The organism is Pseudomonas sp. PA-6-3C, assembly GCF_021605825.1.
Classification (GTDB): domain Bacteria; phylum Pseudomonadota; class Gammaproteobacteria; order Pseudomonadales; family Pseudomonadaceae; genus Aquipseudomonas; species Aquipseudomonas edaphica.
In genome coordinates this window covers 23,205-49,502 of record NZ_WKDV01000049.1, presented here as the reverse complement: position 1 = coordinate 49,502, position 26,298 = coordinate 23,205, and the positions used below count along the sequence as shown (strand labels likewise).

Genomic DNA, 26,298 nt, shown 5'->3' with positions numbered 1-26,298 from the left:
GGTTGGGAAAATTCGATCGTCATCGGCGGGATTTCCGGCGGCACAATCGGCAACACCGGCGTGGGCTTCTGGCTCACCCAATAAATCACCGCACCGTGCAAGGCCAACACCAGCAACCCCAGCAGAATCCCTTCACGACGACTCGAAAAACGCTTCGGGGTTTTCTGCAAACGCAATTGCCCCAACGGCGCGCGGTGCGGCCGGCCAAGGTCGACCAACTCACCACCCGGTGCCTGGCGCCACTGCGCCTCGGGGACACTGGCGGCGGTCTGGACATTGCCCATTGATTCACTCCCTACGGTTTTCACACCAAAAAACCGACAGGCCTGCCAAAGCGGCCGTCGAGGGCTGAATCATCGGGGCTAGACGCTTATCTCTTAAAGTAATCTTTAAAGTTATAAATAGATCTAAATTGAATAAACGAAACATCCTGAAACGCCAAAGCCACGTTGGCCGTGGCCTGTGGCGAAGGGGTTGTTTTTGAATGCTTTAAAGGCATAAAAAATATTCAGTAAACGCATGGATTGTGGCGAGCGGGCTTGCCCCGCGTTGGGCTGCGTAGCAGACCCAAAACCTGCCAACACGCTATGCCTGGCGCGCCGCGTCTTGCCTTAGAGGGGCCGCTGCGCAGCCCAACGCGGGGCAAGCCCGCTCGCCACAAAAAAACGCTCGTCGAACGCTTCAAGATGGGTTATTGGCGCATAGAGCGAACAATTGCTGCTGCAAAGTCTGCCCGGCCGCGCCCAACCCACTGCGGCCATACAGCGCCAGGCGCACGCCCTGGACCATGGGTAAACCACTGTCGTCACCCAGTACCACATGCCCTGGCTGCACCACCCGTCGCGGCAACAGGCTGATACCCAACCCCGCCGCCACCGCCGAGCACACACTGGCCAGGCTGGCGCTGGAATAGCCGATGCGCCAACGCCAACCGCCAACTTCCAGGTGGTGGAGCATTTCATTGCGGTACAAACCGCCTACCGGAAACGCTACCAAGGGCAGCGGGTCGCGCCCAATCGACGGCATGCTGCGGCTGTCTACCCAACACAGCGGTTCCGGCCACGAGGCCACGCAGTCATCGCTGTCGCCCATCTGCTTGACCAGCAACACGTCGAACTCACCGGCGCGGTATTGCCGCTGCAGTTCCGGACCGAGACCGCTGGTGACTTCCAGCCGCACTCGCGGATAGGCCACCACAAAAGCCGACAGCAACGGCATCAGGCGCTCGGCGGCAAAGTCCTCCGGCACGCCGAGGCGCAACACGCCGTCGCTTTGCTGGTTGATCAACACATCGGCGGCCTCCTCATGCAGCGCGAGGATGCGCCGCGCGTAGGCCAGCAAACGCTCGCCCTCGGCGGTGGGCACCACGTGGCGTTGATCGCGGTCGAGCAACTGGCATGCCACGGCGTCTTCCAGGCGACGAATCTGCTGGCTCACGGTGGATTGGGTCAGGTGCAAGCGCTCGGCAGCGCGAGTGAAATTGCCGCAATCCACCACGGCGATAAAACTACGCAGCAACATGGGATCGAACATGTTTTTCACCATTGCGTTTGCCACTGGTTGGCATGGTTATATTTAATTTCAGAATACTCTGGCGGCTCGCCATACTTCACGCCTCTTTTGCGCAGACGATAGGCCGTGCATGACGCTCAACCATTCATTCGCAGGAAAATTGGCCGGCTGGGGCCTTTTGGTCGTACTGGGCCTGAACCTGCGCCCCATTCTCAGCTCCATCAGCCCCTTGCTCGGCGAGATTCGTCAGGCCACCGGGCTGAGCTTCCAAAGCAGCGCCCTGCTCACCAGCCTGCCAGTGGTGTGCATGGGCCTGGTGGCGCTGGTCGGTGTGCGCGTGGAAGCGCGCCTGGGCGAGCGGCGCGGCATCGCGCTCGGCTTAATGATGATTCTGCTGGCCTGCCTGGCACGTTGGTTGATGGGCCAGGCGTCGGCGCTGCTCGTTACGGCGTTGCTGGGCGGCGCCGGTGTGGCGCTGATCCAGGCATTGGTGCCGGCAATGATCAAGCGCGAATTTCATCACCGCGTGCCGGTGGCGATGGGTGTGTACTCAGCCTCGTTGATGGCTGGCGGCGGGCTGGCAGCGTTGCTCAGCCCACTGGTGGCCACGCATTTTCAGCAATGGCAGGCGGGGTTGGGTGTGTGGCTGTTGCCGGCGCTGGGGGCGTTGCTGCTGTGGGCCTGGCTGCCGTTGGGCGCGGCGAGAAACCTGCAAATCGCGCCGGCATTCAAGGGGCTGCGCAATCGTCGGGCCTGGCTGCTGGCGCTGTATTTCGGGCTGGTGAATTGCGGCTACATGAGCATGGTGGCGTGGCTGCCGGCCTACTATCAGCAACTGGGCTGGGGCGTGTTGCCGAGCGGTTCGTTGCTGGCGTTCATGACCATCTTCCAGGTGATCGCTGCACTGTTGATGCCGGTGCTGGCTCAGCGCGGTATCGACCGTCGCCCGCTGCTCGGCATCAGCCTGTTGGCACAGACAGTCGGCTACCTCGGCCTGATCCTCGCACCGCTGGAGTACCCGCACCTGTGGGTCGCCTTGTGCGGGTTTGGCCTGGGCGCGTGTTTCGCCCTCAGCCTGCTGCTGACCCTCGACCACCACCGCGACCCGCGCCAAGCCGGGCAACTGGCGGCTTTCGTACAAGGCGTAGGTTTTTTGATCAACGCCATTTCGCCGTGGCTGACCGGCTGGCTGCGGGAACTGACCGGTAGTTTCGTCAGCGCCTGGATGGTGCTGACGGTGACGGTGGTGGCGATGCTGATCGTGACCCGCGTGTTCAGCCCGGCCACCTACCGCGCCGGCTCTATGAATATGCAATTTGAGTCTAGATAAAAAAATAAAGCTTCTTTGGAGGAATAAGCGAGGCGATTAAAATCCCGGCTTCCTTCAGGACGCCGGAAAACTCCATGGACCTTCGCCAACTGCGCTACTTCATCGCTCTGAACGAGTACCGCAGTTTTGTGCGCGCCGCCGACGCCATGGGCATTACCCAGCCGGCGTTCAGCCGCAGTATCCAGAGCCTGGAACAGGAGTTCGGCTGTGTGCTGGTGGACCGCGCCCACAAAGACCTGCGCCCCACCCCCGAGGGCCAGGTGGTGTTGCAACATGCCTTGTCGCTGGTTCAGGGGGCGGCGCGGCTGAGCCACGAAGTCACCCGCATGACCAAGCTCGACGCCGGCGAATTGCGCTTCGGCTGCGATGCCGTGGCGGCAGTGAACCTGGTGCCCGAGGCGATCGCGCGGTTTGTCGGCGCCCATCCCCGAGTACGCAGCGGTTTGCAGGTGGATAACTGGGAAAAACTCGGGCGTAGCTTGAGCCGCGAGGAGATCGAATTCTTCATCGCCGATGTGCGCCACTTCGAGGCCGATCCGAACTTTCAGACCCAGGCCCTGACACCCAGGCGCAATGTGTTTTTCTGCCGCGCCGGGCACCCGTTACTGGCCAAGGACAGCCTCTCAACCAACGATTTGTTTGACTACCCACTGGCCACACCGCTGATCGCTCCCGGAGTACGCAAGCTGCTGGCCAACCTGAGCGGGCGTATCGACTTTTCTCCCGCAATCGAGCTGGAGCAGTTTGCGGCGCTGGCAGCCATCGTGCACCAGTCCAATGCGATTGGCCTGGGCGCCGAGGATGCGTTTGCCGAAGACGTTGCCCGTGGCGCACTGACGGTACTGCACTGGCGCAATGTGCCTCACAGCCTCGACAGTTTGAACGACCGCTGCGGGATCATCAGCCGTACCGGGTTTCGCTTGTCGCCGGCGGCGAAGGCGATGATCGAAACCCTGGTCACCGTGGACAGCCCCTCTGCTGAAGCAAGCTTGCTCGCCCGCAGCTAAAAAACCGGGCGTGCGCGGCAACCCATTCTCTTGATTTCAATGAAACTGTTATCGGCAATCAGCGGGTTTTTTCGTCTGCAGGGAACCGACACCATTGGCTCCAGAACAGAAAAACCTGGAGCCCCGCCATGTACTTGAAATACCCACTCAGCTGGACTGCCCTCGCCTTGGCAGTGGCCCTCACCGGCACTGCCGCCCAGGCTTCCATGCCGGCGAACCTGCCCGCCGATCAGAGCGTTGGCGCCATCGAGCAGGTGCACGCCTTCCACGATGCCATGCCCACCGGCGTGAGCGTTACCGAGACCGGACGCATCTTTGTCAACTTTCCTCGCTGGGGCGACGAGGTGCCGTTTACCGTCGCAGAACTGCGCGATGGCAACGTCGTACCCTACCCTGACCAGGCGATAAATCAGGCCAACCCCAAAGACCCGGCCAAAGGATTTATCAGCGTACAAAGCGTGGTGGCCGACGGGCGCGGGCACCTCTGGATACTGGACACCGCAGCGCCTGGCTTCTCGTCTCCACAGCCGGGGGGTGCCAAGCTCGTCGCGGTTGATCTCGCCACCAACAAAGTGGTCAAGACCCTCGTATTCCCGAAAAACGTCATGCTGCCCGGCACCTACGTCAACGACATGCGCTTTGATTTTCGCGTAGGTGACCAAGGCGTGATCTATATCACCGACTCCTCCCTTACCGGCCCGGGCGCGATCATCGTCATGGACATCGCCAGTGGCACGGCCATACGCCGGCTCAGTGGTGCACCCTCGACCTCGGTCGACCCGAACTTCGTGCCCATGGTCGAAGGCCAGGTCCTGAAAGTGCGGGATGCCAAAGGCGGCACCCAACCGTTTGCCGTGGCTTCGGACGGCATCGCCCTGTCGGCGGATGGTCAGACCTTGTACTTCTGCCCGCTGTCGAGCCGGCACCTGTATTCCATCCCCACGGCGCTGCTGCGAGACACGACAGTCAGCGAAGCGCGCCTAGAGATGGCGGTCAAAGACCTCGGGGAAAAAGGCGCCTCGGACGGGCTTGAAGCCGACGCCTCGGGGGCCGTCTATGCCGGTGACTACGAAAACAACAGCGTGCGCAAACGGCTGGCGAACGGGCAATGGCAGACCATCGTCCATGATCCTCGCGTGCTCTGGCCCGACACACTGTCAATCGGTCCTGACGGCTACCTGTACTTCATCGCCAATCAGTTGCACCGCCAAGGCATCTTTCACGCAGGCAAAGACTTGCGCCAGAAACCCTACAGCCTGCTGCGAGTGAAGATCGATGCCGCACCGGCGCCCACCCACTAGCGGCGCACAAGCATGAATATCGATGCGTTGAACCTTTTCATGCGATCAACGGAACTGGGCAATATCACCGCAGCCGGCAGGGAGCTGGGACTCGCGCCCTCGGTGGCCAGCCACAAGCTGGCGAAGCTTGAAGAATACCTGGGCATGCGCCTGCTGCATCGCACTACCCGCCAGGTCAGCCTGACCGAAGACGGTGCGCTGTTTCTGCCCCATGCAATCAGGGTGCTGGCAGCCGTGGATGAGGCCTATCTGGTCGCGGTGAAAGGCAAGGACGTGGCCAAGCGGGTGTTAAGAGTGTCCGCCCCCGGATCCTTCGCGCGGATGTGCCTGATGCCGGCCATTACCCGGTTCTTGCACGCCAACCCGAAGCTGAAGATCGACCTGATACTGTCGGATCAAATGCAGGACCTGACCGAGATCGGGATTGATGTGGCAATCCGCATCGCCTCCCTGAAGGACTCATCTCTGGTGGCGCGCAAGCTCGGCTGCGACCGGCGCATCCTGTGTGCGGCACCCGCCTACCTCCAGGCGCATGGCGAACCGACTTCACCGGCGGAGCTGGTCAACCATTCCTGCATCCTGCTGGGCGACGAGGACCATTGGCGTTTCGTGGGCGCCCAGTCACACGAAGTAACGGCAATCAGTGGTTCGCTCAGAGTCAATTGCGGCGAAAGCGCGCGGCTTGCCGCCGAGGGTGGGCTCGGCATTGTCTCTGTTTCACAGTGGAACGTCAGGGCCTCACTGGAAAGCGGCGCGTTGGTGGAAATCATGCCGGGGTGTGTGTTGGAGCAAACCCGGGATATCTGGGCGATCTATCCCAGCGCGCGGTTGATCTCATCCAAGGCTCGGGCGTTCGTCGAGTTCATGATCGCCGAGTTCCAGGGCGATTTTTAGCATAGGAATAAATCATGACGGTAACTCACCAGGCTGCAGGCAAAACAAATCTCGCGAGCGGCCCACGCGTCGTTCGACTAGGGGTGACGGACCTGTCTTTCCATCGGGTTACCGCTGCGGTGGTAGCGCTGGTTTTGCAACGCATGGGCCTGACCGTCGAGCGCCACTATGCCCTGCACGAGGAAAACTTCGAGCAATTGCGCAAAGGCTCGGTCGACATGCTGGTCTCCGCCTGGATTCCGTTCAGCCACGGGCTGTACAAGCAAGCGGTGGAGGCAGTGACGCCCACTCGCGAACTGGGCTTGCACTACCAGCCTTATGCCTTGTGGGGAGTGCCGGACTACGTCAGCGAGCAGGACGTGGAATCCATCGAGGACCTGCTCAAGCCCGACGTCCGGGCCCGGATGAACCCGCTGATCCAGGGGATCGGCCCGGGTGCAGGCATTACTCGTTTCTCGCTGAAAATCATGGACGAATACGGGTTGAACAACGCCGGATATCAGTTCCGCACGGGCAGCCAGGACGATTGTATTAAGGCGTTCGAGGCGCTGTATCAGCAGCGGCGCTGGGGCATCGTGCCACTGTGGCACCCTCAGTTCCTGCACCACCGTTATCGAATTCGCGACCTGAAAGACCCCAAGGGATTACTCGGCAGTGTCGACAGAGCAGTGCTGCTGGCCCGCGAGGATCGCTTGGTGTTACTCACGGCTGCCGAAATCCAGGTGCTGGACAATATTCGCCTCTCCAACCTCATCGTTGCCGAACTCGATGATGCGCTCAACCGTGGCGGGCAATCCGCAGATGCCGCCGCGAGCGATTGGCTGGCAAGGCATCCCGACACCTTGCGCGCCTGGCTCGCCCCCCTGGCCTGACTGGGCAACGAGGCCTTTTACGAATTCTGAATTCGCGGCGGACTGGCTACAAGGGCCTGCTCACTGAGGCTAGTTTGGCGATGCAGATGTTCTGCAATCTCCCCAAACCGAGGACTCCAACATGCTCTACCTGGTTTTCAGCGGCACCATCAAAGAAGGCAAGCAGGCCGAGTTCTATCGTGATGTAGCGGCCGTCTCACAGAAACTCACCCATCAGCACGACAAGGCCGTGGTCTATCAATGGCATAAGGATGAAGAGAACCCCAACCGGTTCTTTCTCAACGAACAGTGGGAAAGCGTCGCGGACCTGCACGCGCATTTCGAAACGCTCTACAAAGCCTTCGGCCCGGCGAAACCCACCGAGCGCCTGCCGGCGAAAATCCTCGCGTACCTCGATGAAGCACAGGTGAACTTCTACCAGGCCATTCAGTAAACCGTACCCGGTCACCCCAGGGTGACCGGGACGCTTGCTCAGCGCGTGGTCGTTTCCATCGGGTTGAGTTCGCTCAGCCGTCCCTCCTGGCGCTCAAGCCGATTGGCGCGGGTAAACGTGCCGATATCATTGAAGCGCACACCCATCTCGCGCATCACCTTATGCGCCACCTTGGCGGTCATCTGGCGGATGTAGAACGGCTCCTTCACCACAAAATGGTGGATGCCGTGAGTGCTGCCGAAGTTGAAGCAAAACGCCTGCAACGGCCACATCCACCACGGGTTGAGCACCTGGGTTTGCTGGATCACGTTGCCCAGTTCCACATCGCCGTAATAGTGCATGTTGGAGCTGACAAAGTGCAGGCAAAAGGTGCGCAGCACGTTAGGACCGATGATCACCACGGCGGCGATATCAATCACCTGCATCATCTGCAAGGTACCGGCAGACCACTGGATTGGCGCGCCCATCAGGCTGGCGATGCCATTGGCGGCATGAAAGCCCAGGAACACATACCACGCGCCCCAATGCAGCAGCGCCAGCGGTGCGTACACCAGCAGCGAGCGTTTGAGGATCTTGAGTTTGTGGCTCCAGGTTTTGGCCCGCAGCATGCGGATAAACGCCGACATCACGTTATCGCCCACCATCAGCAACCGCGCGAACCCCCACGGCTCGCCATTGGTAATGGCGCGCTCTTCCATATCGGTTTCGGTGCCGGACACCTTGTGGTGGTTAAGGTGCAAATGCCGGCGTATCCACGGGTTGATGGTGCTCGGCCGCGCCAGCCACACCAGGCCCATCATCAGGTTGTGCGGCACACGTTGCTTGCGAAAGTACATGCTGTGGATCAGGTCGTGTTCCAGCTCGTGGGTCAGCGAAGCAAGGAAGGCATTGAGCAGCAGGCACGCCCACCAAGCCATATGGCCGGTGATATAGAGCGCCGCCGAGCCGAGCATGCCGAGCAAGGCAAAGGCCAGGATGCCCGCGCCCAATGCGTCCTGATGCAGCAGCCAGGGGTGCTGTTGGCGCAACCGCACACCCTCGGCAAGCACCACTTCGCGGATTTTTGCCGAGCGCTGTTGCGCATTCATCTGTTGGGGACTTGCAGAAGTACCGTCCATGCTCCCATCCTCTTGTTAAGTGATACGTCCATCCTGCCCCAAGCGATCGGGCGGGACGCTAGCCCCGGACGCCAACCTGTTGACCGCAAGCGCCAATCACCATGACTGAACCCACGTCTCTCGCCAGTTGGACCCGCGCCCTGCGCAAGCAGCTCGACGCCCTCAACCTGGACAGCGCCGCGCTGTGCATCGAGGCCGGGCTCGACCCGCAGCAGATGGACGACCCCAACGCACGCTACCCGCTGTCGGCCACCACACGCCTGTGGGCGCTGGCAGTGCAGGCCAGTGGCGACCCGGCGATCGGCTTGCGCGTGTCGCGGTTTGTGAGCCCGACCACCTTTCATGCGCTGGGTTATGCGCTGGTGGCCAGCGGCAGCTTGCGTGAGGTGTTCGAGCGCATCGTGCGGTATCACCAAGTGGTCAGCGATGCCCTGACGCTGGAGCTTAGCCGAGAGGGTGAGCGTTACCGCTTTCGTCTGCTGCAACCTGCGGACAGTCCGGCACCGGCGCCAGAAGCGATTGATGCGTTTGCAGCGATCTATGTGCGCACCTGCCGTAATCGCCTGGGCCGTGATTACGCGCCGTTGGCGGTGTACCTGCGGCGGCCGGAACCGGTGGATCCAAAACCCTGGCACACGGTGTTTCGCGCACCGGTGTTTTTCGATGCCGAGGAAGACCGTCTTGAATTTTCCGCCCAGGACTTCGACAGCCACCTGGACGACGCCAACCCCGAGTTGGCCGAGCACAATGAAACCGTGCTCAAGCGCACCCTGGCCCAGCTGCAACCGCTGACCTGGGAACGCAAGGTGCGCAGGGCGATCGAGGAACAATTGCCGGAGGGCGAGCCGAGTGCCGAGCGCATCGCCCAGGCGTTGCACCTGAGTCTGCGCAGCTTGCAGCGGCATTTGGCGGATGAAGGCTGTCGATTTGATGCGTTGCTCAATGAGTGCCGCGAGAACCTGGCGCTGCTGCACCTGCGCGATCCGCACTGCTCATTGGCCGAGATCAGTTATTTGCTTGGGTTTGCCGATACCAGCAGTTTCAGCCGAGCGTTCAAGCGCTGGACGGGGATGACGCCGGGGCAGTTTCGCGATGGGTTGCGCTAGGTCGGGCCTCATCGCAGGCAAGCCAGCTCCCACAGGGCAATGCATTCCAACTGTGGGAGCTGGCTTGCCTGCGATAGCGGTGGCTCAGCGGCCACGCCGCAAGAGTTTTTTCACCCGCGCCACCAGCACCTTGGCATCAAACGGCTTGAGCAAATAATCATCCTCATGCAGTTCCAACCCACGCAAGCGGTCTTCAATGCCACCGGGCGTAGTCAGGAACAGCACGGGTGTCTCACCCTTTAACCGAATCGCCTGCTGCAACTTCCAGGCATTCAGGCCCGGCAGCATCACATCCAGGATCACCAGGTCGTACTCGGTGCTTTCCACGAAACGCAACGCCGCCATGCCATTGGCCGCGACTTCGACGCTGTAACTGGCCTCGTTCAAGCCCTGGGCCATCCGCTGTGCCTCTTCGGATTCATGTTCCACTAACAGCACGCGCATAACACACCTCGATTAATCAGGCTTGCAGGCTAACACCCTCAGGTGTGCGCCGCCTCACGCAGTCGCCGGGCGTCGAGGATTTCGATCTCGCCGTAGCCCAGGCGCACGATGCCTTGGGCCTGCAGGTCCTTGAGCAAGGCGTTGGTGGTCTGGCGTGACAGGCTCAACATAGCGGCCAGGTCTTCCTGGGGCAGTTGCAGCACGCTTTTTGAAGACTCGGCCTCGCCGTAACCCTCGACGATCATCAACAGACGATGGGCCAGGCGCACCGACGCCGGCATCAGGCTCAATTGCTCGATATTGATAAAACTCAGGCGCAGCTTCTGGCTCATCAACAACGCCAAGTCGCGCCAGTACTGCGGGCTTTCATTGAGGATACTGAGCAGCGCCTGCTGTGGCACCTGCAGCAGCGTGCACGGCCCGACGGCGCAGGCGTCGTGGGTGCGTGGCAGGCCGTCGAACAGGCAAATCTCACCCAGCCAGAAGGGTGATTCCACCAGGCTCAACAGTGCTTCCTTGCCGTGTTCATTCACCGCGCTGATGCGCAAGGCACCGTCGAGCACCGCGTACAGGCCACAGGGCGGGTCGCCACGCTTGAACAGGGTTTGCCCCGCCGCCAGTTGCCGCTGCCGGGCGTGGGCCAGCAGGCTATGCTGAAAAGGCTCAGGCAGGTGGCTGAACCAGTGGCCAGAGGCCAAGCGAGTACGCCATTTCTCTGTGTCCATGAGCACTCCGAAGATTGTCGCCCAACTGACAGTCAGTCACAGGCGGACAGGGCATGATCAAGCATCCTACAGGAGGAACAACAATGAAAAGCCTCGTCGACCACCTCAGCCAATACGCCGCCTACCACCGCGACCCGCGCAATATCGCCAGCCACTTTATCGGCATCCCGTTGATTGTGGTCGCCGTGGCGGTGCTGCTGTCGCGCCCTGAATGGGCAATCGGCAGCCTGTGGATATCTCCGGCAGTGCTACTCGCGCTGTTTTCGGCATGGTTCTACTTGCGCCTGGAACTGGCGCTGGGCCTGCTGATGACGCTGTTGATGGGCTTGTCGGTATGGGCCGGGCATGCGCTGGCGGCACAGAGCACGCTGGTATGGCTGAGCAGCGGCATCGGTATGTTTGTGGTGGGCTGGGTGATTCAGTTTGTCGGGCACTATTACGAAGGCAGGAAGCCGGCGTTTGTGGATGATGTGTCGGGATTGATTGTGGGGCCGTTGTTTGTGGTGGCGGAGCTGGCGTTTTTGCTGGGGTTGCGGCAGGAACTTAAAGAGCAGATTGAGGCGCGGTCCGGCCCGGTAGAACGCCGCGATCTGAAGCCAAGCAAGGTCTGAATGTGGGAGCTGGCTTGCCTGCGATACAGGCACCTCGGTGTATCAGTCACACCGTAGTGATGCTATCGCAGGCAAGCCAGCTCCCACATGATCGTTCCCACGCAGAGTGAACGATCTGAGGGTCAGGCTTTTTGCCAGACCTTGGGTTTGAAGAACAAGGTCTCGCCACGCGCCAATCCGGTCAGGCTGTCGTGGTCTTTGACCACTTCGGCCTCGATCAGCTCGCTTTGGCCTTCGACCTTCAGCGTCACCCGTGTGGTGGCGCCGAGCGGGCGAATATCGCGCACTTGCGCCGCGTGGTGATCTTCCAGCTCATGGCGCGACAGCGACACTTCATGCGGGCGGAACAGCACGTGCTTGTCTTCGCCCAAGTGCAGACGGTTGGAATCACCGAGGAAGTGATACACAAAATCGCTGGCCGGGTTTTCGTAGACTTCGCCCGGTGAGCCGATCTGCTCGATCACGCCCTTGTTCATCACCACGATACGGTCGGCGACTTCCATGGCCTCTTCCTGGTCGTGGGTCACGAACACCGAGGTGAGGTTGATATCTTCGTGCAGGCGCGCCAGCCAGCGGCGCAGCTCTTTACGCACCTTGGCGTCGAGGGCACCGAAGGGTTCATCCAGCAGCAGCACCTTGGGTTCTACCGCCAGGGCGCGCGCCAGGGCGATACGCTGACGCTGGCCACCGGAGAGTTGTTCCGGGTAGCGATCCGACAGCCAATCAAGCTGCACCATATTCAGCAGTTCATGCACTTTGACCGCAATCTGGCTTTCGCTCGGGCGCTGGTTTTTCGGCTTCATGCGCAGGCCGAAGGCAACGTTGTCGAACACGGTCATGTGGCGGAACAGCGCGTAGTGCTGGAACACAAAGCCGACGTTGCGATCACGCACGTCGTGGCCGGACACGTCTTCGCCATGGAACACGATGCTGCCGGCGTCCGGGGTTTCCAGGCCTGCAATGATGCGCAGCAAGGTGGTCTTGCCGCAGCCGGACGGGCCAAGCAACGCCACCAGCTCGCCACTCTGGATGTCCAGATTGATGCTGTTCAGGGCCTTGAAGGCGTTGAAGTTCTTGCTGACATTACGGACTTCGATCGACATGACTTATTCCTCACCGGCGCTGTTGCGCAGGCGGTTGATACGGTTCTCGCTCCACTGCTTGAGCAGCAGGATGAAGAGCGCCAGGATCAGCAACAGGCTCGCGACGGCAAACGCGGCGACATGGTTGTATTCGTTGTAGAGGATCTCGACGTGCAGCGGCAGGGTGTTGGTGACGCCGCGAATGTGACCGGACACCACCGACACCGCGCCGAACTCACCCATCGCCCGCGCGGTACACAGCACCACGCCGTAGATCAGGCCCCACTTGATGTTCGGCACGGTCACATGCCAGAACATCTGCCAGCCATTGGCGCCCAACAGGCGTGCGGCTTCTTCTTCCTGGGTGCCCTGCTCCTGCATCAACGGGATCAGTTCACGGGCCACGAACGGCACCGTCACGAAGATGGTCGCCAGCACAATGCCCGGCAAGGCGAACACGATCTGGATGTCATGGTCTTGCAGCCACGGGCCGAAGAAGCCCTGGGCGCCGAACATCAGCACGTAGACCAGGCCCGCGATCACCGGCGACACCGAGAACGGCAGGTCGATCAGCGTGACCAGAATGCTCTTGCCACGGAACGAGTACTTGCTCACACACCACGCGGCGCTGACGCCAAACACCAGGTTGAGCGGCACCGAAATCACCACGGCGATCACTGTGAGCTTGAGTGCCGACAGCGCGTCCGGCTCAAGGATCGCCGTGAAAAATGCGCCGAGGCCATTCTTCAAACCCTGGGACACCACGATAAACAGCGGCAGCAGCAGGAACAGCGCGAACACCAGCCAGCCAAGTGTGATCAGGATGCGACGCGACACCGCGCTGCCACGACGGGCAGCGTTGGCCGAGGACGCAGCGGAAATAGACGATTGGGACATGTTCCGCGCCTCCTTATGGGGTTTCGATGCGCCGCTGCAGCAAGTTGATCAGCAGCAGCAGGACAAAGGAAACCACCAGCATCATCACGCCGATGGCGGTGGCGCCGGTGTAGTCGTATTGGTCGAGCTTGACCATGATCAGCAACGGCAGAATCTCGGTTTTCATCGGCATGTTGCCGGCGATGAAGATCACCGAACCGTACTCACCCACGCCACGGGCGAAGGCCAGCGCGAAGCCGGTCAGCCAGGCGGGCAGCAATGCGGGTACGAGGATGTAGCGGAACACCTGCAAGGGTTTGGCGCCCAGGCAGGCGGCGGCTTCTTCGATTTCACGCGGGATATCGGCCAGTACCGGCTGCACCGTACGCACCACAAAGGGCAAGGTGACGAAGGTCAAAGCCAGGGTGATGCCGATTGGGGTGTAGGCGATTTTAAAGCCCAGGTCGGTCGCGAACTGCCCGACCAGGCCTGCCGGTGCGTACAGCGCCGTGAGGGCAATACCGGCCACTGCGGTCGGCAGGGCAAACGGCAAGTCGATCATCGCATCGATGACCTTGCGGCCAGGGAAGGTGTAACGCACCAGCACCCAGGCCAGCAGTGTGCCGATCACGCCGTTGATGATCGCCGCGACGAACGCGGTGCCGAAGCTCAGTTTTAACGCCGCCAGCACCCGCGGTGCGGTAATGATGGCCCAGAACTGATCCCAAGTGAGTTGAGCGGCGTGTACAAACATCGCCGCCAGGGGGATGAGTACGATCAGGCTGAGGTACACCACGGTGTAGCCCAGCGTCAGCCCGAAGCCGGGTATGACGGGGGAAATACGACGCGACATAAGAGTCCTTGGTTAAAGGGTAAACACCACTGCCTTTCTGTGGGAGCTGGCTTGCCTGCGATGCAGGCACCTCGGTGTGTCAGTCACACCTTGGTGATGCTATCGCAGGCAAGCCAGCTCCCACACAAGCCGGCCCCCGCCGAAAGGCGGGCTCCTACAGGTAATTTGGCTTACTGCGCCGTGTAGATCTGGTCGAACACGCCACCGTCGTTAAAGAATTTCGGTTGGGCAGTTTTCCAGCCGCCGAAGTCTTTGTCGATAGTCACCAGGTCCAGTTTCGGGAACTGCTGGGCGTATTTGGCGGCCACTTTTGCATCGCGTGGGCGGTAGAAGTTCTTCGCCGCAATCTCCTGGCCAGCCGGGCTGTACAGGTGCTTGAGGTATTCGGTGGCGATCTCGGTATTGCCCTTTTTCTCGGCGTTTTTGTCGACCACGGCCACTGGCGGCTCCGCGAGGATCGACAGGGACGGCACGACGATATCGAACTTGTCGGCGCCGCCGTCTTCTTTGAGTGCCAGGAACGCCTCGTTTTCCCACGCCAGCAACACGTCACCCTGACCGTTGTTGACGAAGGTGATGGTCGAACCGCGAGCGCCGGTGTCGAGGATCGGCACGTGCTTGAACAACTCTTTTACGTATTCCTGCGCCTTGGCTTCGCTGCCGCCGGATTTAAGGCCGTAGGCCCACGCGGCGAGGAAGTTCCAGCGCGCACCGCCGGAGGTTTTCGGGTTAGGCGTGATAACGGAAACGTCTTTCTTGATCAGGTCGCCCCAGTCCTTGATGCCTTTAGGGTTGCCCTTGCGCACCAGGAACACGATGGTCGAGGTGTACGGAGTGCTCGCATCCGGCAGGCGGGTTTGCCAGTTTTCCGGCAGGGTCTTGCCCAGTTTGGCGATTTCATCGATGTCGCCAGCCAGGGCCAGGGTCACTACGTCGGCGCGCAAGCCGTCGATCACCGCACGGCCTTGCTTGCCCGAGCCACCGTGGGATTGCTGGATCTTCACGTTGTCGCCAGGGTGGGACTGTTTCCAGTAGCTGGTGAACTCAGCGTTGTAGTCCTGGTACAGCTCACGGGTCGGGTCATACGAGACGTTGAGCAACTCGTAGTCCTTGGCAACGGCGGAACCGGCAAACACGGCGCTGGCCAGTGCGGCCAGGGCGTAACGGCGAATCGACGACATAGAAGCTCCTGATAATTCTTGGGTGTTGGCTTTTTCTTATAGTTGCGGGTCTAGCATGCGAATCGCCGTTGTTGCTTAGCTCGGTTTGTTACCGGGGTTCTGCAAACGGAATTTTTCCTTGCGTTCGATCTGTACCACTTGGGCGTTGTGCACAGTGATTTCCACCGCGCCAAACCGCAGGTCGCGCAAGGCGCTCTGGATCTCACGCAAAATGGCTGCTTCGTCCTGGCCGTCGACGCTACGTAGAGATGCGCTCATGGTCTCGCTCCTGAAATGAATAGTGCCTGGCAGTGGCGGCACTGCTTGCGGCGTGAGGGCGATAGTAGATAAGCGCGGATATTCTTAAAAATACTATTTAAGAATGTTTATATAACCAGAAAGAATTTTCTGACAGGACGTGGGGTTGCGAAGGTTTTGGCCGTGAAAATACTGATACCCAGGCACCGCGCAACCCTGTAGGAGCCGGGCTTGCCCGCGATGGCGGTGCATCAGGCACTGAATATTTCGACTGATAGTGCCTCATCGCGGGCAAGCCCGGCTCCCACATTGGCCTGTATTTCACATGCGGATAGAGGGTGACCTGGCCCAATCCATTTCTTGCGCCGGCACCGGCCGACCAAACCAATACCCTTGGCCCAAATCACACTCTTGCTCCAACAAGAACCGCGCCTGCTCCACCTGCTCAATGCCTTCGGCGTGCACCTGCATGCCCATGCTCTTTGCCAAGGCGATCACCACGCGCACAATCGCCGCGTCGTCTTCATCCCACGGCAGCCCGGCGACAAACCCCTGGTCGATCTTGAGCTTCTGCACCGGCAAGCGTTTGAGGCGCAGCAGTGACGAATAACCGGTGCCAAAGTCGTCGATCGCCAGGCGCAGGCCCAGCTCGCGCAGGCGGTGCAATTGCTCAAGGGCGACTTCGGGGTCTTCCATCACGGCGCTTTCGGTGACCTCAAGCTCCAGATAAGCCGGGTCAAGGCCGGTGGTGTGCAGCACCTGGGCGACTTGCTCATACAGTTCACGCCGGGCAAACAAACGGCTGGAAACATTCACCGCAATAAAGCTCAACGGCGCGCCATCGGCCAGCCATTGGCCCATCTGGCGGCAGGCCTGGTCCATCACCCAGGCATCGATATCGGCGATCAGCCCGGTGCGCTCGGCAATCGGGATAAATTCACCCGGCGGCACCAGGCCGCGCTCAGGGTGTTGCCAGCGCACCAGGGCTTCGACGCCGACCAGACGACTGTCTTGCAGGTCGTGCACGGGCTGGTAATACACACGCAGCTCTTGCTGATCGAGGGCGCGGCGCAGTTCGCTGGCGATTTCCACGCGGTGCTGGGCGTGGGCCGTCAGTTCTTCGGTGTACAGCGCATAACCTTCGCGGCCGGCGCTCTTGGCTTTGAACAGCGCGGAGTCGGCATTGCGCAGCAGTTGTTCGGCGCTCAGGGCATCACTGGGAAACAGACTGATGCCGATGCTCGCGCTGATAAACAACTGGTTGCCGTCGAACACAAACGGCTCTTTCATCGCATCGAGCATGCGCTGTGCCAGCGCGGCAGCCTGCACCACCTGTGGACAACTTTCGGCCAGCACGGCGAACTCATCGCCACCGAGGCGCGCCAGGGTCACGCCGGGGCCGAACAGGCCCTTTAACCGCTCGCCAACGGCCTTGAGCAGCTGGTCACCGACATTATGGCCGAGGCTGTCGTTGATGATCTTGAAGTGGTCCAGGTCCATCAACAGCAACGCGCAGCCGCGTTTGTGCACTTGCGCCGAGGCCAGCGCCTGCTCGGCGCGGTCGGTAAAGAGCAGGCGGTTGGGCAAGTCGGTGAGCGGGTCGTGGTGGGCCAGGTGCGCCAGTTCGTGCTCGGAGTCCTTGATGGCGCTGATGTCGGAAAACACCGCGACGTAATGGCTGACCTTGCCCTGGTCATTGTGGATAACTCGGATGGTTTGCCACTGTGGATAAATCTCACCGCTTTTACGCCGGTTCCAGATTTCGCCGCTCCACTCGCCGGTGCGTTCGAGGGTCTGGAACATCTGTTGATAAAAATTCGACGAATGGCGTCCGGACTTGAACAGGCTCGGCCGTTCGCCCATCACGTCCTCTCGGCTGTAGCCGGTGATCTCCATAAAGGCCCGATTCACATGCACGATCAGCCCCTGGGCGTCGGTGACCAGTACGCCTTCACGGGTGCAATCGAACACGGCGGCGGCCTGTTGCAGGCGTTCATGGTTTTCTTTCAAGGGTTGCTGCAATCGATGGGTGCGGGCAAAACGGGCACAGATCAGGTAAATGGCCAACGCGCTGAGGGCCACCCACACATAACCGCGCGCCTGCAACCAACGTCCTAACTGCCTCGGGTCATCGAGAAAGTTGATCAATAGGTGGTTGCTGAGCTGGAGCCACACAATGGAAACCAGCAGGTATACCAGCCCCACCCGCAGGGCACCTCGGTACGAAAACAGCATATGGTCAGTAATCCTTACCCAAAAAACAAAATCGCCCTACAAACGCTGCGGATTATAGAATAAGAAACATCCAGTCACTCCTATCTGAAAGGGCGGCTGGTTTTCTCTGTAGGCTTAGTGATAATGCGTGAGCTGTTTTTTTCTTTATCTGAGGGCCATACAGCCTATGTGGTACAACGGTTTTCTTGACCTGTCAGCCTGGCAACTGGTGGCAGTCACGCTGTTGATGACCCACGTGACCATTGTTGGGGTCACGGTCTATCTGCACCGTTATTCAGCCCATCGCTCCCTGGAGCTCAATGCCGGCCTGAAACACTTCTTCCGCTTCTGGCTGTGGCTGACCACGGCGCAGAACACCCGCGAGTGGACCGCCATCCACCGCAAGCACCACGCCAAGTGCGAAACCGTCGACGACCCGCACAGCCCGGTCATCAAGGGTTTGTCCACCGTACTGCGCAAAGGCGCCGAGCTGTACCGCGCCGAGGCCGAGAACCCCGAGACCCTGCGCATCTACGGCAAAAACTGCCCGGACGACTGGATCGAACGCAAAATCTATACGCCTTACCCGCTGCTGGGCGTGGCGATCATGGGGGTCATCGACCTGCTGCTGTTCGGCACCATTGGCATCACCATCTGGGCGATCCAGATGATGTGGATCCCGTTCTGGGCCGCCGGCGTCATCAACGGCCTTGGCCATGCGGTCGGTTATCGCAACTTTGAGTGCCGTGACGCCGCCACCAACCTGGTGCCGTGGGGCATCATTGTTGGCGGCGAAGAGCTGCACAACAACCACCACACTTACCCGAACTCGGCCAAGCTGTCGGTGAAGAAGTGGGAGTTCGACCTGGGTTGGGCGTGGATCAAAGTGTTCAGCTTCCTGCGGCTGGCCAAGGTGCAGCGCGTCGCGCCGATCGCGCACCGCGTGGAAGGCAAAGGCCACCTGGACATGGACACCGCCATGGCGATCCTCAACAACCGCTTCCAGATCATGGCCCAGTACCGCAAGTTGGTGATTGGCCCACTGGTCAAGCAGGAGCTGGAAAAGGTCGATCATTCGGTACGCCACCAGTTCCACCGCGCCAAGCGCCTGTTGTCACGTGAAACCAGCCTGCTGGATGACCGCCACCACGTGCGCATCCAGAGCATGCTCGAACACAGCCACGCGCTGACCGTGATCTACGAGAAGCGCCTGGCGCTGCAGCAGATCTGGCTGAAGACCAGCACCAATGGCCACGACATGCTGGCCGCGATCAAGGAATGGGTGCATGAGGCTGAGGCCAGCGGTATTCAGTCCCTGCGCGATTTTGCCCACCAACTGAAGACCTACTCGCTGCGCCCTGCAGCGGTCTGACACGGTCTCGTGGTGAGCGGGCTTGCTGTGGCGAGCAGGCTTGCCCTGCGTTGGGCTGCGAAGCAGCCCTGAAACCAAACACCGCGCCCTGCCTGGCAGAACGCGGTGTTTTTATTGGGGCCGCTGCGCGCCCCAACGCGGGGCAAGCCTGCTCGCCACAGTAAGCCCGCGCTCTGCATACTGGTTTCTGACGCCATTTCTTAGTCAGCCCGTTCACGGAACTTCACCGCAAATCCCCTCTCTCAAGGAACACTTCGCCATCATGGTGGCCCTTGCACTGACCGCTGCTCCATCCTGCGGCGAGCCCAGAGAGAGTTGTGCCGATGGTTCCCGAAAAGCCTTATTCAACCGATGCGCCCGTCGCTGAGCACCCACGCCCGGCTGCGGCGGCCACTCTGCTGGCGCTGATGCATGCCCAAGGTGAAGTCGAACGGCTGAGTGAGCGTGAACAACTGCTCAGTTCACTGCTGGTCAGCGTGAATGCCGTGCTGTGGGCCATCGATTGGGAAACCCGGCGTGTGTTGTACGTGAGCCCGGCCTACGAGCGGGTGTTTGGCCGATCCGCAGGTTTACTGCTCGCCGACCACCGCGAATGGCGCAACAGCATTCACCCCGAAGACCTCGACTACGCCGAACACAGCCTGGCCCGCGTGCTGGAAGACGGCGCCGTGGAGGACCGCGAGTACCGCATCATCACCGCCGACGGGCAGATTCGCTGGCTGAGCGACAAGTGCTATATCAACCAACAAGTCGAACCCGGCAAGCCGTTGATTGTGGTCGGCATGGCCGAAGACATCACCGAAAAAAAGCACATGGAGTTGGAGCTGCACCGACTCGCCACCACTGATGTGCTGACCCAAAGCAGCAACCGCAGGCACTTTTTCGAATGCGCCAACCAGGCGTTCGACAGCGCCTGCGCCCAAAGCGCCCCGCTGGCGTTCCTGCTGCTGGACATCGATGACTTCAAAGACGTCAACGACAGCTACGGCCACCTGGAAGGCGACCAAGTGCTGCGGCGTATCGCCGAGAGCGGTCGCGGCGTGCTACGCCGTGGCGACCTGTTCGGGCGCATTGGCGGCGAAGAGTTCGCTGCGGTACTGCCTGGCTGTGCGCCGCACATGGCGTTGCAGGTAGCCGAACGGCTCGGCAAGGAAATCCAGGCCCTGAGTTTCAGCTATGAAGGCCGGGAGTTTACCGTGACCGTCAGCCAAGGCCTGGCCAACCTGCGTGAAGACGACTCAACCCTGGACAGCCTGTTCGCACGGGCCGATGCCGCCATGTACGAGGCCAAGCGCCAAGGCAAGAACCGCGTCATAGAGGGCTAGAACTCGATCAACCAATGGGAACCGGCCTGGTTGGGAGCTGGCTTGTGTGGGAGCTGGCTTGCCTGCGATGCCGGCACCTCGGTCTATCAGGGGTACCGAGTTGATGCTATCGCGGGCAAGCCCGGCTCCCACACAAGCCCGCTCCCAGACCTGAACTTCGTTGCCCGCTAGGTTTTGCGCACCCGCGTCAGCTCCGACAAGCCCACCTTGAGTAACCTGGCCGTCTTGCTCTTGGCCAGCGCTTCCAACCCCTCATGCTCGGTCAGACGCGCCATTTGCGCCGCCAGGTTCACCACCAGCGCGTCGCGCGAATACACCCCGCCCTCGAGTGAATAGGTCGCCGCAATCAACTGCCGCAACTCCAGCGGCAAGCGCCAGCGCGTGCGCAACGCCGAGCCATAGGCGGCGCCAAAGGTGTCGAGGGACTCACCGATTGCCTCGTCATCCAGCGCCCCGCCACCCAGGCGCCAGTCTTCCAGGCAGCGTAACAACGCCAAGTCACCCAGCCGATGCAGAATGCCCGCGCAGTAGCAACGTTCGTGGTCCAGTTCCAGCATGCGCGCCAGGCGGCGGCCGTAGTCGGCGGTGTCCTGGGACAACTGCCAGTGGCGCTCGGCGTAGGCCACCAACGCCGGGTCACCCAGCACCACGTTGTGCTTGAGCGCCAGGCCCAGGATCAGGTTCATGCTCTGCCCGGCGGCGAGCTTTTGCAGTGCAGCGGCCAGGGTCTGCACCGGCGTGCCGTGATGGCCGGCGCTGTTGGCGGCGGCGATCAGCACAGCGGTGATTTGCGGGTCGGTTTTTACCTGTTCTTCCAGTTGCTTGAGGTCCAGGCCGTCCGGCGCCAGGCTGTGTTGCACGGCGGCTTTCACATCGACCCGCAGCGGCGCACCATCACAGACGTCGCGGCGGCGTTCCAGGAACACTGGCAAGGCCATACCGGGCGCCAGCGGCGGTATCTCGCAATACACACTTTCGCCTTCATCGAGCAGCAGGTCTTGCAGGCGCTGGGTCAGGCCTTCCATGTTCAGGGGTTTGGTCAGATACGCCGTGGGCGCCAGGGGCAAGGCTTCGCGCACGCTGGCGCTGTCATTGCGACTGCTCAGCAGAATAAACGGCAGCGAACGGCGCTTCTGGCGCACGCTGCGCAGCAGGCTCAGGCCATCGACGCCCGGCAGTTCCCAATCCGCCAGGATCAGGTCGTAGGTTTTGTCTCGCAACAGCGTGGCCGCTTCCTGGCCATCGGCACACACATCCAGCCGCGCGTCGCAGCGCACATTCAACAACACTTGCTTGAGCAGGTCCCGCGACCAAGGGTCCGCCTCGGCAATCAACACGCGGGGTACAGCGGGTAAATCAACAGCAGTCATCCAGCACGCTCCATCGGCAATACTTGCACCTTAGACAATCACGCCGCCTGCGTACAATGAACATGGCCTGAATGTGCTGCAGCGGGCACAAAAAAACCCGCCGAGGCGGGTTTTTTCTGTCGATCAAGTCAGCCTCCGCTTACAGCTCGGAGAAGCACTCTTCGATGATCGCCAAGCCTTTGTCCAACTGCTCGTCCGGCGAGGTCAGCGGGACCAGTACGCGCAACACGTTGCCGTAGGTACCGCAAGACAGCAGGATCAGGCCCTTGTCACGCGCCTTGGCCACCACGGAAGCCACGGCAGCGGCGTTTGGCTTGTGGCTGTCGCCATCTTCGAACAGCTCAACCGCGATCATCGCGCCCAGGGCACGCACTTCGCCGATCACCGGGTACTTGGCTTGAATGGCTTTGAGGCCCGTCACCAAGCGCTCGCCAACCGCCTTGCAGCGGTCCAGCAGGTGCTCTTCTTCGAACACTTCCATCACCGCCAGCGCAGCAGCGCAAGCAATCGGGCTACCGGCATAAGTGCCGCCCAGGCCGCCTGGCGCAATGGCGTCCATGTATTCAGCCTTGCCGCACACACCGGCCAGCGGGAAGCCGCCAGCGATGGATTTGGCGAAGGTGGTCAGGTCGGCAGCCACGCCCATCTGTTCCATGGCGAAGAACGTACCGGTACGGCCGGCACCGGTTTGCACTTCGTCGGCGATCAGCAGGATGCCGTGCTTGTCGCACAGTTCGCGCAGGCGCTTCATGAAGGATTTAGGCGCGACGTAGAAACCGCCTTCGCCCTGCACCGGCTCGATGATGATGGCAGCGATATCACGCGGCTCGGCATCGTTTTTGAAGATGCGTTCGATGCTGGCGATAGCGTCATCATCGCTCACGCCGTGCAGTTCGTTCGGGAACAGTGCGCGGAACACGCCGCCTGGCATCAGGCCCATGCCGGCCGAGTACGGCACGACTTTACCAGTGAGGCCCAAGGTCATCATGGTGCGGCCGTGGTAAGCGCCGGTAAACGCGATTACGCCAGCACGGCCAGTGGCGGCGCGGGCGATTTTCACGGCGTTTTCGACCGCTTCGGAACCGGTGGTGACCAGCAGGGTTTTCTTGGCGAAATCACCTGGCACCTTGGCGTTGATCTTTTCGCACAGCTCCACGTAAGGCTCATAAGCCAGCACCTGGAAGCAGGTGTGAGTCAGCTTGTTCAGTTGCTCGGTCACGGCCGCGATGATTTTCGGGTGCACGTGGCCGGTGTTCAGCACGGCGATACCGCCAGCGAAGTCGATGAACTCGCGACCTTCAACGTCGGTCACGGTGGCGTTCTTCGCGGATTCGGCGAAGATCGGGTGAATCTGGCCAACACCGCGCGGTACAGCGGCTTCGCGGCGTTTCATCAGGGATGCGTTGGTCTTGCTCATAAAGTCCTCATTCGCCACTCATCGGGTGGCGTGGTCCAAGGAATACGTGGCGGGGAGGCAACTACGGCAGCATGCGATGATCGACTGCCACAGCTTTCCCGGCCACTACGAATAACGTCTTCAAACACGCAAAGGGTCAGCGCTCTCGTGCCCTCTGCGTTTACTGCAATCCCGTGCCGAGCTTAGATGCCCAGGCAGAGGTATTTGATTTCCAGGTAATCCTCGATCCCGTACTTGGAGCCTTCACGGCCCAGGCCCGAAGCCTTGATGCCGCCGAACGGCGCCACTTCGTTGGAGATCAACCCGGTGTTGACGCCAACCATGCCGTATTCCAGGGCTTCGGCCACACGGAACACACGGCCCAGGTCGCGGGCGTAGAAGTAGGAAGCCAGGCCGAACTCGGTGTCATTGGACATCGCGATCACTTCGGCTTCGTCTTTGAAGCGGAACAGCGGCGCCAGTGGGCCGAAGGTTTCTTCCTTGGCAACAGCAGCGTCTTTGGGCACGTTGACCAGAATGGTCGGCTCAAAGAAGTTGCCTTCCATCACTTTGCCACCGGCCAACAGCTTGGCACCTTTGCTCAGGGCATCGGCAATGTGCTCCTGAACCTTCGCCACGGCTTTTTCGTCGATCAGCGGGCCAGTGGTGGTGCCTTCTTCCAGACCGTTGCCGATCTTGAGTTTGGCCACGGCGACTTTGAGTTTTTCGGCGAACGCGTCGTACACCGAATCCTGGATGTACAGGCGGTTGGCGCAGACGCAAGTCTGGCCGTTGTTGCGGTACTTGGAGATGATCGCGCCTTCGACGGCCTTATCGAGGTCGGCGTCGTCGAACACGATAAACGGCGCGTTGCCGCCCAGCTCCAGCGAGACTTTCTTGATGTCCTTGGCGCATTCGGCCATCAGCTGGCGACCGATTTCGGTGGAGCCGGTGAAGGACAATTTACGCACGATCGGGTTGCTGGTCAGCTCGCTGCCGATATCACCGGCGCTGCCGGAAACCACGCTGAACACGCCTTTTGGAATGCCCGCGCGCTGGGCCAGTTCAGCCAGGGCGAACGCCGAGTACGGGGTTTGCGAGGCCGGCTTGAGCACCATGGTGCAACCGGCGGCCAGCGCTGGGCCGGCTTTACGGGTGATCATCGCGGCCGGGAAGTTCCACGGCGTGATGGCCGCGGTAACGCCGATCGGTTGTTTGATCACGATCAGGCGCTTGTCCGGCTGGTGGCCAGGAATCACATCACCGTAGATGCGCTTGGCCTCTTCGGCGAACCACTCGATAAACGAAGCGGCGTAGACGATTTCGCCTTTGGCTTCGGCCAGCGGCTTGCCCTGCTCCAGGGTCATCAGGCGCGCCAGGTCGTCCTGGTTCTCGATGATCAGCTCAAACCAGCGACGCAGCTTGTTGGCGCGGTCCTTGGCGGTGAGTGCACGCCAGGCCGGCAGGGCCTTGTCGGCGGCTTCGATGGCGCGGCGGGTTTCAGCCGCGCCCATCTTCGGCACGGTGCCGAGAATTTCGCCCGTGGCCGGGTTGTTGACCTTGATGGTTTGACCGTTGTCCGCATCGACCCAAGCGCCATCGATAAAGGCTTGTTGGCGGAACAACTGGGTATCTTTGAGCTGCATGTCGGCTTTCCTTAACAGCACCGCGCGCACGCGGAGCGAATTAGAGTTGTTGAAAGGCGCCTTGTGGGCTGCCGTCAGGGAAATCAGCCCCAGCACGCGAGATAAGTGAAATAGCGCACGGGAGACAGAGCGTTTGAAATCTCAAACGAATCCTAGGATCAATGGGGGTACAGGGCAATAGTCTGTTCGAAAAAAAGAACGAAAACGGCGCATTTGATGCATCTTTCAGATCAAGCGCACAAACGACAACAGCCCCGGTGCCTTCTGGGCGCCGGGGCTGTTGGGCCTTGCAACTTACGGTTGGAACGACTTGAGCACGGCCAACAGGCTGGTCAAGTTGTCGGCCACGCCACCTTGGGCGACTTTTTCGGTGGCCGCAGCGCCAGCGGTGGTGTCGACGCTGTAGATCTGCATTACGCCTTGGTTGGTGGCGGCCTGGGCCAGGGTGTTTTGTTGCTGTTGGGCCGAGACCGAGTTCTGGAACAGGATCGCCGTGGCCTGGCCCATGGATTGATAGATCGTGCTCATGGCCATCGCTGGCGATTCGGCAACGACCTTGACGTTGGTCTGGGTGACGGCATCGGTGATTTGCGGGCTGACTGTGCTCATGGTTGAAACTCCTGGTGTGAGAAAGAACAACATCCGTTATCGCTGAGTGCTTAAGGCTGGAAGGACTTGAGCACAGTCAACAGGCTGGTGAGGTTATCCGAGACGCCGCCTTGGGCGACTTTTTCGGTGGCCGCCGCACCGGCGGTGGTATCGACGCTGTAGATCTGCATGACGCCCTGGTTGGTGGCCGCCTGGGCCAGGGTGTTTTGCTGCTGTTGGGCCGACACAGCGTTCTGGAACAGAATCGCCGTGGCCTGCGCCATGGATTGATAGATAGTGCTCATCGCCATCGCCGGCGATTCGGCCACCACTTTGACGTTGGTCTGGGTGACCGCGTCGGTAATTTGCTCGTTAACAAATGCCATGATCAATTTCCTTATAGGGGTACACGGTGCATTCCGTGTTCATGAATGAACGTTGCCAAACAGGCGCTGTGAAACGCGCGAGCTCAAGGTTTCGCAGTTGGGCCCAGCGCCGCTTCAATCTGCGTAATCAAACCCTGGATCAGGGCCTGCACTTCCTTGCGTTGCGCGTCCTTGTCCGGGGCCGCGCCGTCCAACACTTGGCGTAGCGCCGCCTCACGCTGCTCGGCGGCAGCCTTGAGCGCTTGCTCATTGGCCTTGGACTGCTCAAGCACCTGGCTGGCGCGCTTGAGGGTTTCGTCGACGATGGCCTGGGGCGTTCCGGCGAAGATCTGCGGGTTGCGCAGCATCGCTTCCAGCCGCAGGCGATCATCGCTGGACAGCACTGAGGGTGTGGCTGGGTGAGCCATGACGGCCTCCTT

General features: G+C 60.9%; 26 protein-coding genes and 1 pseudogene. 10 read left to right on the top strand and 17 right to left on the bottom strand.

Annotated features, from left to right (window positions below):
• Window positions 1-284 (bottom strand): annotated as a pseudogene (locus GIW48_RS25635) (energy transducer TonB); the annotation flags it as partial.
• Window positions 285-681: 397 nt separating this feature from the next.
• Window positions 682-1,533, bottom strand: coding sequence for a LysR family transcriptional regulator (locus GIW48_RS25630; protein WP_170039463.1), 852 nt, complete (start codon window positions 1,531-1,533; stop codon window positions 682-684).
• A 109-nt stretch (window positions 1,534-1,642) separates the two neighbouring features.
• Here GIW48_RS25630 and GIW48_RS25625 point away from each other — a divergent pair, with 109 nt between their 5' ends.
• The 6 genes from GIW48_RS25625 to GIW48_RS25600 all read left to right on the top strand — a co-directional run bounded on the left by GIW48_RS25625 (window position 1,643) and on the right by GIW48_RS25600 (window position 7,349).
• Entirely contained in the window at window positions 1,643-2,842 is a 1,200-nt protein-coding gene (locus GIW48_RS25625) for a CynX/NimT family MFS transporter (protein WP_170039460.1), read from the top strand.
• A 74-nt stretch (window positions 2,843-2,916) separates the two neighbouring features.
• The gene (locus GIW48_RS25620; protein ID WP_236461078.1) at window positions 2,917-3,849 is read left to right on the top strand and encodes a LysR family transcriptional regulator; all 933 of its coding nucleotides are present in this window, start codon (window positions 2,917-2,919) and stop codon (window positions 3,847-3,849) included.
• 128 nt (window positions 3,850-3,977) lie between these two features.
• A complete protein-coding gene (locus GIW48_RS25615) occupies window positions 3,978-5,150 on the top strand; it encodes an L-dopachrome tautomerase-related protein (RefSeq protein WP_186617872.1) in 1,173 nt (390 codons plus the stop codon).
• Window positions 5,151-5,162: 12 nt separating this feature from the next.
• Window positions 5,163-6,044: a LysR family transcriptional regulator gene (locus GIW48_RS25610; RefSeq protein ID WP_170039453.1), complete on the top strand. Its 882-nt coding sequence runs from the start codon at window positions 5,163-5,165 to the stop codon at window positions 6,042-6,044.
• A 14-nt stretch (window positions 6,045-6,058) separates the two neighbouring features.
• The gene (locus tag GIW48_RS25605; RefSeq protein WP_170039451.1) at window positions 6,059-6,916 is read left to right on the top strand and encodes a glycine betaine ABC transporter substrate-binding protein; all 858 of its coding nucleotides are present in this window, start codon (window positions 6,059-6,061) and stop codon (window positions 6,914-6,916) included.
• 121 nt (window positions 6,917-7,037) lie between these two features.
• A complete protein-coding gene (locus GIW48_RS25600) occupies window positions 7,038-7,349 on the top strand; it encodes a putative quinol monooxygenase (RefSeq protein WP_003218128.1) in 312 nt (103 codons plus the stop codon).
• 38 nt (window positions 7,350-7,387) lie between these two features.
• Here the strand turns inward: GIW48_RS25600 and GIW48_RS25595 are convergent, their stop codons facing one another.
• The gene (locus GIW48_RS25595) at window positions 7,388-8,467 is read right to left on the bottom strand and encodes a fatty acid desaturase (protein ID WP_170039449.1); all 1,080 of its coding nucleotides are present in this window, start codon (window positions 8,465-8,467) and stop codon (window positions 7,388-7,390) included.
• A 101-nt stretch (window positions 8,468-8,568) separates the two neighbouring features.
• Here GIW48_RS25595 and GIW48_RS25590 point away from each other — a divergent pair, with 101 nt between their 5' ends.
• On the top strand, window positions 8,569-9,573 hold the full coding sequence (locus GIW48_RS25590) for an AraC family transcriptional regulator (protein WP_099549546.1): 1,005 nt from the start codon (window positions 8,569-8,571) through the stop codon (window positions 9,571-9,573).
• A gap of 84 nt (window positions 9,574-9,657) precedes the next feature.
• Here the strand turns inward: GIW48_RS25590 and GIW48_RS25585 are convergent, their stop codons facing one another.
• Entirely contained in the window at window positions 9,658-10,017 is a 360-nt protein-coding gene (locus GIW48_RS25585; protein WP_017136700.1) for a response regulator, read from the bottom strand.
• A gap of 38 nt (window positions 10,018-10,055) precedes the next feature.
• Window positions 10,056-10,742, bottom strand: a complete 687-nt coding sequence (locus tag GIW48_RS25580) for a Crp/Fnr family transcriptional regulator (protein WP_236461076.1) — start codon at window positions 10,740-10,742, stop codon at window positions 10,056-10,058.
• Window positions 10,743-10,825: 83 nt separating this feature from the next.
• Between GIW48_RS25580 and GIW48_RS25575 the strand changes: the two genes are divergently transcribed.
• A complete protein-coding gene (locus tag GIW48_RS25575; RefSeq protein WP_017136698.1) occupies window positions 10,826-11,353 on the top strand; it encodes an Mpo1 family 2-hydroxy fatty acid dioxygenase in 528 nt (175 codons plus the stop codon).
• Between the two features lie 122 nt (window positions 11,354-11,475).
• On the opposite strand, the gene GIW48_RS25570 is transcribed toward GIW48_RS25575, so the two are convergent.
• The 6 genes from GIW48_RS25570 to dibA all read right to left on the bottom strand — a co-directional run bounded on the left by GIW48_RS25570 (window position 11,476) and on the right by dibA (window position 17,817).
• Window positions 11,476-12,456 carry a sulfate/molybdate ABC transporter ATP-binding protein gene (locus GIW48_RS25570; RefSeq protein ID WP_017136697.1) on the bottom strand — a complete coding sequence of 327 codons (981 nt, stop codon included), beginning with the start codon at window positions 12,454-12,456 and terminating at the stop codon, window positions 11,476-11,478.
• A 3-nt stretch (window positions 12,457-12,459) separates the two neighbouring features.
• Window positions 12,460-13,332, bottom strand: coding sequence for a sulfate ABC transporter permease subunit CysW (cysW, locus tag GIW48_RS25565; RefSeq protein ID WP_017136696.1), 873 nt, complete (start codon window positions 13,330-13,332; stop codon window positions 12,460-12,462).
• 13 nt (window positions 13,333-13,345) lie between these two features.
• Window positions 13,346-14,164 (bottom strand): sulfate ABC transporter permease subunit CysT, encoded by an 819-nt coding sequence (cysT, locus tag GIW48_RS25560; protein WP_017136695.1) that lies wholly within the window; start codon window positions 14,162-14,164, stop codon window positions 13,346-13,348.
• A gap of 170 nt (window positions 14,165-14,334) precedes the next feature.
• Entirely contained in the window at window positions 14,335-15,345 is a 1,011-nt protein-coding gene (locus GIW48_RS25555; RefSeq protein WP_003170959.1) for a sulfate ABC transporter substrate-binding protein, read from the bottom strand.
• Between the two features lie 75 nt (window positions 15,346-15,420).
• Complete coding sequence (gene oscA / locus GIW48_RS25550; protein ID WP_003170956.1) at window positions 15,421-15,603, bottom strand: sulfur starvation response protein OscA; 183 nt, start codon at window positions 15,601-15,603, stop codon at window positions 15,421-15,423.
• Between the two features lie 300 nt (window positions 15,604-15,903).
• On the bottom strand, window positions 15,904-17,817 hold the full coding sequence (gene dibA, locus GIW48_RS25545) for a phosphodiesterase DibA (RefSeq protein WP_236461071.1): 1,914 nt from the start codon (window positions 17,815-17,817) through the stop codon (window positions 15,904-15,906).
• Window positions 17,818-17,983: 166 nt separating this feature from the next.
• On the opposite strand from dibA, the gene desA reads away from it, so the two are divergent.
• Both desA and GIW48_RS25535 read left to right on the top strand, forming a co-directional pair.
• Window positions 17,984-19,168 (top strand): delta-9 fatty acid desaturase DesA, encoded by a 1,185-nt coding sequence (desA, locus tag GIW48_RS25540; protein ID WP_017136693.1) that lies wholly within the window; start codon window positions 17,984-17,986, stop codon window positions 19,166-19,168.
• A gap of 323 nt (window positions 19,169-19,491) precedes the next feature.
• Window positions 19,492-20,493, top strand: a complete 1,002-nt coding sequence (locus GIW48_RS25535; protein WP_020372691.1) for a sensor domain-containing diguanylate cyclase — start codon at window positions 19,492-19,494, stop codon at window positions 20,491-20,493.
• Window positions 20,494-20,660: 167 nt separating this feature from the next.
• Here the strand turns inward: GIW48_RS25535 and GIW48_RS25530 are convergent, their stop codons facing one another.
• The 6 genes from GIW48_RS25530 to GIW48_RS25505 all read right to left on the bottom strand — a co-directional run bounded on the left by GIW48_RS25530 (window position 20,661) and on the right by GIW48_RS25505 (window position 26,286).
• The gene (locus tag GIW48_RS25530) at window positions 20,661-21,863 is read right to left on the bottom strand and encodes an HDOD domain-containing protein (protein WP_236461069.1); all 1,203 of its coding nucleotides are present in this window, start codon (window positions 21,861-21,863) and stop codon (window positions 20,661-20,663) included.
• Window positions 21,864-22,002: 139 nt separating this feature from the next.
• Entirely contained in the window at window positions 22,003-23,280 is a 1,278-nt protein-coding gene (gene gabT / locus GIW48_RS25525; RefSeq protein ID WP_012721619.1) for a 4-aminobutyrate--2-oxoglutarate transaminase, read from the bottom strand.
• Between the two features lie 182 nt (window positions 23,281-23,462).
• Window positions 23,463-24,905 carry an NADP-dependent succinate-semialdehyde dehydrogenase gene (gabD, locus tag GIW48_RS25520; protein ID WP_169986709.1) on the bottom strand — a complete coding sequence of 481 codons (1,443 nt, stop codon included), beginning with the start codon at window positions 24,903-24,905 and terminating at the stop codon, window positions 23,463-23,465.
• 294 nt (window positions 24,906-25,199) lie between these two features.
• Window positions 25,200-25,514: a RebB family R body protein gene (locus GIW48_RS25515; protein ID WP_003187551.1), complete on the bottom strand. Its 315-nt coding sequence runs from the start codon at window positions 25,512-25,514 to the stop codon at window positions 25,200-25,202.
• Between the two features lie 50 nt (window positions 25,515-25,564).
• The gene (locus tag GIW48_RS25510; RefSeq protein WP_005783676.1) at window positions 25,565-25,879 is read right to left on the bottom strand and encodes a RebB family R body protein; all 315 of its coding nucleotides are present in this window, start codon (window positions 25,877-25,879) and stop codon (window positions 25,565-25,567) included.
• An 83-nt stretch (window positions 25,880-25,962) separates the two neighbouring features.
• Window positions 25,963-26,286, bottom strand: a complete 324-nt coding sequence (locus tag GIW48_RS25505) for a hypothetical protein (RefSeq protein WP_138451229.1) — start codon at window positions 26,284-26,286, stop codon at window positions 25,963-25,965.
• Window positions 26,287-26,298 lie beyond the last annotated feature (12 nt).

Bases quoted from the DNA above. Each gene is read 5' to 3' on its own strand.
- GIW48_RS25630 (WP_170039463.1), bottom strand. From the start codon at position 1,533: ATGTTCGATCCCATGTTGCTGCGTAGTTTTATCGCCGTGGTGGATTGC.
- GIW48_RS25625 (WP_170039460.1), top strand. From the start codon at position 1,643: ATGACGCTCAACCATTCATTCGCAGGAAAATTGGCCGGCTGGGGCCTT.
- GIW48_RS25620 (WP_236461078.1), top strand. From the start codon at position 2,917: ATGGACCTTCGCCAACTGCGCTACTTCATCGCTCTGAACGAGTACCGC.
- GIW48_RS25615 (WP_186617872.1), top strand. From the start codon at position 3,978: ATGTACTTGAAATACCCACTCAGCTGGACTGCCCTCGCCTTGGCAGTG.
- GIW48_RS25610 (WP_170039453.1), top strand. From the start codon at position 5,163: ATGAATATCGATGCGTTGAACCTTTTCATGCGATCAACGGAACTGGGC.
- GIW48_RS25605 (WP_170039451.1), top strand. From the start codon at position 6,059: ATGACGGTAACTCACCAGGCTGCAGGCAAAACAAATCTCGCGAGCGGC.
- GIW48_RS25600 (WP_003218128.1), top strand. From the start codon at position 7,038: ATGCTCTACCTGGTTTTCAGCGGCACCATCAAAGAAGGCAAGCAGGCC.
- GIW48_RS25595 (WP_170039449.1), bottom strand. From the start codon at position 8,467: ATGGACGGTACTTCTGCAAGTCCCCAACAGATGAATGCGCAACAGCGC.
- GIW48_RS25590 (WP_099549546.1), top strand. From the start codon at position 8,569: ATGACTGAACCCACGTCTCTCGCCAGTTGGACCCGCGCCCTGCGCAAG.
- GIW48_RS25585 (WP_017136700.1), bottom strand. From the start codon at position 10,017: ATGCGCGTGCTGTTAGTGGAACATGAATCCGAAGAGGCACAGCGGATG.
- GIW48_RS25580 (WP_236461076.1), bottom strand. From the start codon at position 10,742: ATGGACACAGAGAAATGGCGTACTCGCTTGGCCTCTGGCCACTGGTTC.
- GIW48_RS25575 (WP_017136698.1), top strand. From the start codon at position 10,826: ATGAAAAGCCTCGTCGACCACCTCAGCCAATACGCCGCCTACCACCGC.
- GIW48_RS25570 (WP_017136697.1), bottom strand. From the start codon at position 12,456: ATGTCGATCGAAGTCCGTAATGTCAGCAAGAACTTCAACGCCTTCAAG.
- cysW (WP_017136696.1), bottom strand. From the start codon at position 13,332: ATGTCCCAATCGTCTATTTCCGCTGCGTCCTCGGCCAACGCTGCCCGT.
- cysT (WP_017136695.1), bottom strand. From the start codon at position 14,164: ATGTCGCGTCGTATTTCCCCCGTCATACCCGGCTTCGGGCTGACGCTG.
- GIW48_RS25555 (WP_003170959.1), bottom strand. From the start codon at position 15,345: ATGTCGTCGATTCGCCGTTACGCCCTGGCCGCACTGGCCAGCGCCGTG.
- oscA (WP_003170956.1), bottom strand. From the start codon at position 15,603: ATGAGCGCATCTCTACGTAGCGTCGACGGCCAGGACGAAGCAGCCATT.
- dibA (WP_236461071.1), bottom strand. From the start codon at position 17,817: ATGCTGTTTTCGTACCGAGGTGCCCTGCGGGTGGGGCTGGTATACCTG.
- desA (WP_017136693.1), top strand. From the start codon at position 17,984: ATGTGGTACAACGGTTTTCTTGACCTGTCAGCCTGGCAACTGGTGGCA.
- GIW48_RS25535 (WP_020372691.1), top strand. From the start codon at position 19,492: ATGGTTCCCGAAAAGCCTTATTCAACCGATGCGCCCGTCGCTGAGCAC.
- GIW48_RS25530 (WP_236461069.1), bottom strand. From the start codon at position 21,863: ATGACTGCTGTTGATTTACCCGCTGTACCCCGCGTGTTGATTGCCGAG.
- gabT (WP_012721619.1), bottom strand. From the start codon at position 23,280: ATGAGCAAGACCAACGCATCCCTGATGAAACGCCGCGAAGCCGCTGTA.
- gabD (WP_169986709.1), bottom strand. From the start codon at position 24,905: ATGCAGCTCAAAGATACCCAGTTGTTCCGCCAACAAGCCTTTATCGAT.
- GIW48_RS25515 (WP_003187551.1), bottom strand. From the start codon at position 25,514: ATGAGCACAGTCAGCCCGCAAATCACCGATGCCGTCACCCAGACCAAC.
- GIW48_RS25510 (WP_005783676.1), bottom strand. From the start codon at position 25,879: ATGGCATTTGTTAACGAGCAAATTACCGACGCGGTCACCCAGACCAAC.
- GIW48_RS25505 (WP_138451229.1), bottom strand. From the start codon at position 26,286: ATGGCTCACCCAGCCACACCCTCAGTGCTGTCCAGCGATGATCGCCTG.